The following is a 4876-nucleotide window of genomic DNA, read 5'->3' on the forward strand; positions in this document are numbered from 1 at the left end:
AGCTAAGGTTATAACGAAGATAGTAGCCCACGGCTACAATAATCACATCCTGCTGAAATTGCTTTCCTTTAAAATGATTCATCGTCATTCCTCCTGCTATCTTTTTCTATTATTCTACCTTATTTGATAGTAGATTTAAAACTTTGCAACAGAACCATTGACTTGGTGAATAGGTCATTTAAGTTGGGCATAATAGGAGGAGTAAAATGAAAAAATTTATTTATCGAGTTTTAGAAAATGACGAAGTGGTGGCTATTTTTAATGAGCAACAATATGCGCAAGATTTTATCGCTTACGAAAAGACAATTTCTGATAAGCAATTTGAAATTGAAAAAGTAGATATTGCTGATTGGTTATTGCAACCGAGAGAATTTTAGAGGTTGGTTGAAAATGGCTAAAATTGGTTATGCACGTGTCAGTAGCAAAGAACAGAACTTAGATCGGCAATTACAAGCGTTACAGGGCGTTTCTAAGGTCTTTTCAGACAAATTAAGCGGTCAATCGGTCGAACGCCCACAATTACAAGCTATGCTTAACTATATTCGTGAAGGGGATATTGTTATTGTTACTGAATTAGATCGATTAGGACGAAATAATAAAGAATTAACAGAATTGATGAATCAAATTCAAATTAAGGGGGCAACCCTGGAAGTCTTAAATTTACCCTCAATGAATGGTATTGAAGATGAAAATTTAAGGCGTTTGATTAATAGCCTTGTCATTGAATTGTACAAGTATCAAGCAGAATCAGAACGAAAAAAAATTAAGGAACGTCAGGCACAAGGAATCGAAATTGCTAAGAAAAAAGGCAAATTCAAAGGTCGTCAGCATAAATTTAAAGAAAATGATCCACGTTTAAAGCATGCTTTCGATTTGTTTTTGAATGGTTTATCCGATAAAGAAGTTGAAGAACAAACTGGAATCAATCGCCGAACGTTTAGAAGGTATCGAGCAAGATATAACGTGACAGTCGATCAAAGAAAAAACAATGAAAAGAGGGATAGTTAATGAGTACGGTTATTTTAGCTGAAAAACCAAGCCAGGCATTAGCCTACGCAAGTGCTTTAAAACAAAGCACCAAAAAAGACGGTTATTTTGAGATCAAAGACCCACTATTTACAGATGAAACGTTTATCACCTTTGGTTTTGGGCATTTAGTGGAATTAGCAGAACCAGGTCATTATGACGAAAAGTGGCAAAATTGGAAACTTGAATCTTTGCCGATTTTTCCTGATCGATACGATTTTGAAGTTGCAAAAGATAAGGGAAAGCAGTTTAAAATTGTTGCAGAACTTCTCAAAAAGGCAAATACAATTATTGTTGCAACAGATAGCGACAGAGAAGGTGAAAATATCGCCTGGTCGATTATCCATAAAGCAAATGCCTTTTCAAAAGATAAAACATTTAAAAGACTATGGATCAATAGCTTAGAAAAAGATGTAATCCGAAGCGGTTTTCAAAATTTGCAACCTGGAATGAATTACTATCCCTTTTATCAAGAAGCGCAAACACGCCAAATTGCCGATTGGTTGATCGGCATGAACGCAAGCCCTTTGTATACGTTAAATTTACAACAGAAGGGCGTACAAGGTACATTTTCACTAGGACGTGTTCAAACGCCCACCTTATACCTTATTTTTCAGCGCCAGGAAGCCATAGAGAATTTTAAAAAAGAACCTTTTTTCGAGGTGGAAGCTAGTATAAAAGTAAACCAAGGGTCGTTTAAGGGCGTTCTAAGCCCCACACAGCGTTTTAAAACCCAAGAGGAGCTTTTAGCTTTTGTTTCTTCTAAACAAGCTAAAATAGGCAATCAAGAGGGGATAATTGCTGATGTTCAAACCAAAGAGAAGAAAACGAATAGTCCGAGTTTGTTTTCTTTAAGTAGTTTGCAATCAAAAGTCAATCAGCTTTATAAAGCGACAGCGAGCCAAACTTTAAAAGCTATGCAAGGACTGTATGAAGCAAAATTATTGAGTTATCCAAGAACAGATACACCATTTATTACAGAGAACGAATTTGCTTATTTAAAAGCGAATTTTGGCAAATATAGCGGTTTTTTAGGACTTGATCTTGAAATGGTTCAAACAGAGCCTAGAAAGCGTTATGTGGACGGTAGTAAGGTACAGGAACACCACGCCATTATCCCAACAAAACAAGTACCTAACGAATCTGTATTAGCGAAAATGGACGATTTACAACGAAAAATATATGCTTTAGTCGTTAAAACGACCGTTGCCATGTTTTTACCTGATTACTTGTATGAAGAAACCAAGATACAAACGAAAGTAGCTGATTTGCTGTTTCAATCGATCGGAAAGACACCAAAGCAAGAAGGGTGGAAAATTCTTTTCAAACAACAAACCAAAGAAGAAAAAGAGGACGTTCAAACGTTACCACTCGTTATCATTGGCGAACGTGCCGAAGTTGGTGTTAAGAGTGTTGAAAAAGAAACGCAACCGCCAAAAGCTTTTACAGAGGGTACATTATTAACTGCTATGAAAACGGCGAATAAAACGGTTGATGATGAAGAAGCAATCAAGATTTTACAAGAAGTTGAGGGGATTGGAACAGAAGCGACAAGAGCAAGTATTATTGAAGCGTTAAAACAAAAAGAATATATCCAAGTGATTAAGAATAAGCTTGTTGTAACTGAAAAAGGAAAATTATTGTGCCAGGCAGTTGAAAGTCAGCACCTTTTAACGAGTGCTGAAATGACGGCTAAATGGGAAACGTATTTAAAAAAAATCGGTAAAAGAGAAGGCAATCAAGAGAACTTTATTACGAATATCAAAAAATTCATTGTTCATTTACTGGAAGCTGTACCTAACGATATAGAAAAACTAAATTTGTCTGATTACCAGGAACAGAAAGAAAAAGAAGCAGAAAAAAGTATTGTAGGAAAATGTCCTAAGTGTGGCAACAATATTGTATTAAAAAAATCGTTTTATGGTTGTTCAAATTATCCTGAATGTAAGTTTACTTTAGCTGAACATTTTAGAAAGAAAAAACTAACCAAAACGAATGTAAAAGAATTACTGGAGGGAAAAGAAACCCTGGTAAAAGGAATCAAAAACAAAGAGAAAAAGCCCTACAATGCCGTTGTAAAAATTGGGGAAAAGGGATATATTGATTTTATATCTTTCTCAAAATAAACATAAAAGCCCTTTAAAGAGGGCTTTTATATATTAATCACAAATCACTTATCACAAATCACTTATCACAAATCACAAGTGATTTGTGATTGTTGATGATAAAATAAGAATAAGAAGAAATAGAAAGAAGTGAGTGATTGTGGGAAATTTAGGCGCACAAAAAGAAAAACGAAATGATACACCAATCAGTGCAAAAAAAGATATAATGGGAGATAAGACGGTTCGTGTTCGTGCTGACTTGCACCATATCATAAAAATCGAAACAGCAAAGAATGGCGGAAACGTAAAAGAAGTTATGGAAATAAGACTTAGAAGCAAACTTAAGAGTGTGTTGATAGTGCAGTATCTTAAAATTTTGTGTATAATAGGAATTGAAGTTAAATTAGATGCTAAAAATTTGTAATTAAGAAGGAGGGATTCGTCATGTTGGTATTCCAAATGCGTAATGTAGATAAAACATCTACTGTTTTGAAACAGACTAAAAACAGTGATTACGCAGATAAATAAATACGTTAGATTAATTCCTACCAGTGACTAATCTTATGACTTTTTAAACAGATAACTAAAATTACAAACAAATCGTTTAACTTCTGTATTTATTTACAGATGTAATCACTTCAGGAGTGATTACATGAACAAAAATATAAAATATTCTCAAAACTTTTTAACGAGTGAAAAAGTACTCAACCAAATAATAAAACAATTGAATTTAAAAGAAACCGATACCGTTTACGAAATTGGAACAGGTAAAGGGCATTTAACGACGAAACTGGCTAAAATAAGTAAACAGGTAACGTCTATTGAATTAGACAGTCATCTATTCAACTTATCGTCAGAAAAATTAAAACTGAATACTCGTGTCACTTTAATTCACCAAGATATTCTACAGTTTCAATTCCCTAACAAACAGAGGTATAAAATTGTTGGGAGTATTCCTTACCATTTAAGCACACAAATTATTAAAAAAGTGGTTTTTGAAAGCCATGCGTCTGACATCTATCTGATTGTTGAAGAAGGATTCTACAAGCGTACCTTGGATATTCACCGAACACTAGGGTTGCTCTTGCACACTCAAGTCTCGATTCAGCAATTGCTTAAGCTGCCAGCGGAATGCTTTCATCCTAAACCAAAAGTAAACAGTGTCTTAATAAAACTTACCCGCCATACCACAGATGTTCCAGATAAATATTGGAAGCTATATACGTACTTTGTTTCAAAATGGGTCAATCGAGAATATCGTCAACTGTTTACTAAAAATCAGTTTCATCAAGCAATGAAACACGCCAAAGTAAACAATTTAAGTACCGTTACTTATGAGCAAGTATTGTCTATTTTTAATAGTTATCTATTATTTAACGGGAGGAAATAATTCTATGAGTCGCTTTTTTAAATTTGGAAAGTTACACGTTACTAAAGGGAATGGAGATAAATTATTAGATATACTACTGACAGCTTCCAAGAAGCTAAAGAGGTCCCTAGCGCCTACGGGGAATTTGTATCGATAAGGGGTACAAATTCCCACTAAGCGCTCGGGACCCCTTGTAGGAAAATGTCCTAAGTGTGGCAACAATATTGTATTAAAAAAATCGTTTTATGGTTGTTCAAATTATCCTGAATGTAAGTTTACTTTAGCTGAACATTTTAGAAAGAAAAAATAAACGAGGAGTATGTAAATGAGATCAGAAAAAGAAATGATGGATTTAGTACTTTCTTTAGCAGAACAG

The 4876-nt window shown here is 34.4% G+C and carries 5 protein-coding genes and 3 pseudogenes; 7 read left to right on the forward strand and 1 reads right to left on the reverse strand.

Going from position 1 to position 4876, the window contains the following annotated elements; all coding sequences use genetic code 11:
- A pseudogene (locus tag ACPC58_RS11330) lies at window positions 1-82 on the reverse strand (IS6 family transposase); the annotation flags it as partial.
- Window positions 83-206: 124 nt separating this feature from the next.
- Here ACPC58_RS11330 and ACPC58_RS11335 point away from each other — a divergent pair.
- The 7 genes and pseudogenes from ACPC58_RS11335 to ACPC58_RS11365 all read left to right on the forward strand — a co-directional run.
- Entirely contained in the window at window positions 207-377 is a 171-nt protein-coding gene (locus ACPC58_RS11335) for a hypothetical protein (protein ID WP_000713595.1), read from the forward strand.
- 13 nt (window positions 378-390) lie between these two features.
- A complete protein-coding gene (locus tag ACPC58_RS11340; protein WP_001062587.1) occupies window positions 391-1008 on the forward strand; it encodes a recombinase family protein in 618 nt (205 codons plus the stop codon).
- Entirely contained in the window at window positions 1008-3152 is a 2145-nt protein-coding gene (locus ACPC58_RS11345) for a DNA topoisomerase 3 (RefSeq protein WP_434066016.1), read from the forward strand. The genes ACPC58_RS11340 and ACPC58_RS11345 overlap by 1 nt, the downstream gene beginning before the upstream one ends.
- A gap of 184 nt (window positions 3153-3336) precedes the next feature.
- Window positions 3337-3527, forward strand: a pseudogene (locus tag ACPC58_RS11350) (peptide-binding protein).
- 48 nt (window positions 3528-3575) lie between these two features.
- Window positions 3576-3659, forward strand: coding sequence for a 23S rRNA methyltransferase attenuation leader peptide (locus ACPC58_RS11355; RefSeq protein WP_001814874.1), 84 nt, complete (start codon window positions 3576-3578; stop codon window positions 3657-3659).
- 124 nt (window positions 3660-3783) lie between these two features.
- Window positions 3784-4521 carry a 23S rRNA (adenine(2058)-N(6))-methyltransferase Erm(B) gene (gene erm(B) / locus ACPC58_RS11360; RefSeq protein WP_002292226.1) on the forward strand — a complete coding sequence of 246 codons (738 nt, stop codon included), beginning with the start codon at window positions 3784-3786 and terminating at the stop codon, window positions 4519-4521.
- 169 nt (window positions 4522-4690) lie between these two features.
- Window positions 4691-4807: pseudogene (locus ACPC58_RS11365) on the forward strand (topoisomerase DNA-binding C4 zinc finger domain-containing protein); the annotation flags it as partial.
- Between the last annotated feature and the right edge of the window lie 69 nt (window positions 4808-4876).

The organism is Streptococcus sp. VTCC 12905, assembly GCF_049893385.1.
In the GTDB taxonomy this organism is placed as follows: Bacteria; Bacillota; Bacilli; order Lactobacillales; family Streptococcaceae; genus Streptococcus; species Streptococcus suis_AA.

Coding starts and splice junctions, on each gene's coding strand:
- ACPC58_RS11335 (WP_000713595.1), top strand. CDS start 207: ATGAAAAAATTTATTTATCGAGTTTTAGAAAATGACGAAGTGGTGGCT.
- ACPC58_RS11355 (WP_001814874.1), top strand. CDS start 3,576: ATGTTGGTATTCCAAATGCGTAATGTAGATAAAACATCTACTGTTTTG.
- ACPC58_RS11345 (WP_434066016.1), top strand. CDS start 1,008: ATGAGTACGGTTATTTTAGCTGAAAAACCAAGCCAGGCATTAGCCTAC.
- ACPC58_RS11340 (WP_001062587.1), top strand. CDS start 391: ATGGCTAAAATTGGTTATGCACGTGTCAGTAGCAAAGAACAGAACTTA.